Genomic DNA, 960 nt, shown 5'->3' with positions numbered 1-960 from the left:
GTATGAAACATTTTATAATAGTATGGTATCCACTTACGCTAGTGCACTGCAAAAAATTGGATCATCTGACGGCAGCGAGGGATTGTATTTCAGCTTCCGAGACCGATTACTAGGGATCGTGTATCGTACAAATGGAATGGGCTGGGGCTTTCATGATGCATTATGTGACATATTTTATAACTTTGCTGCTAATTATGAGGATGAAATTGAATGAGTTAAGCATATCCCCACCCCTCAACGCATATCCATTAACAAAAGCATAAAACAGGCAAAGGTGCCTCAGGTCCAAGAACGTCGAGCGTTCTCCGAACCGGGGCACCTTTTTGCTTTCATGCATCCAAGCGAAGAGGTGAAAGGAGTGGCCCCTCACATAAACGCACAACCGATACGCGCCGTACCGCTCGCCGTCCGGATCATCCCGAACGTCGACGCCGGGCTCGCGCAGCAGCTAGAGCTGAAGCCGGGCATCCGCAGCCTCGGCTTACTCACTTCAACCATCGACGATGTAGGTTACACCGCAATCGATGAAGCGACGAAGAACGCAGCGGTAGAGGTGGTGTATGCCCGCTCGTTCTATGCCGGATCAGGACATGCGTCGGGGCCGCTGTCCGGTGAATTTATCGGCATCATCGGCGGCGCCTCGCCGGACGAAGTGCGTAGCGGGCTGGATGCCGCTATCGAAGTGATGCAGACCGGCGCCTGCTTCTACGCGCTGGATGCCGACGCCACGCATGCGTATTATGCGCATGTCATTTCCCGCACGGGTTCGTACCTCTCCAAAGAAGCGGGCATCCAAGAGGGAGAACCGCTTGCTTATTTAATCGCCCCTCCGTTAGAAGCCATCTACAGCTTGGATGCGGCACTCAAAGCCGCCGATGTGCGCATGTGCAAATTCTACGGCCCGCCGACGGAGACGAATTTTGCGGGAGGATTACTGACAGGCAGTCAATCGGCTTGTAC

The 960-nt window shown here is 53.5% G+C and carries 1 protein-coding gene and 1 pseudogene; both read left to right on the top strand.

The window, feature by feature from the left end; genetic code table 11:
- Positions 1 to 214, top strand: a pseudogene (locus tag AC1DUA_RS39100) (DUF6155 family protein); the annotation flags it as partial.
- A gap of 117 nt (positions 215 to 331) precedes the next feature.
- On the top strand, positions 332 to 960 hold a 629-nt coding region (eutL, locus tag AC1DUA_RS39095; protein ID WP_477504799.1), incomplete at its 3' end, for an ethanolamine utilization microcompartment protein EutL.

It is taken from the genome of Paenibacillus sp. 01T422 (assembly GCF_056398785.1).
Note: the sequence above shows the minus strand (reverse complement) of the source record. Positions and strands in the feature narration are given on the sequence as shown.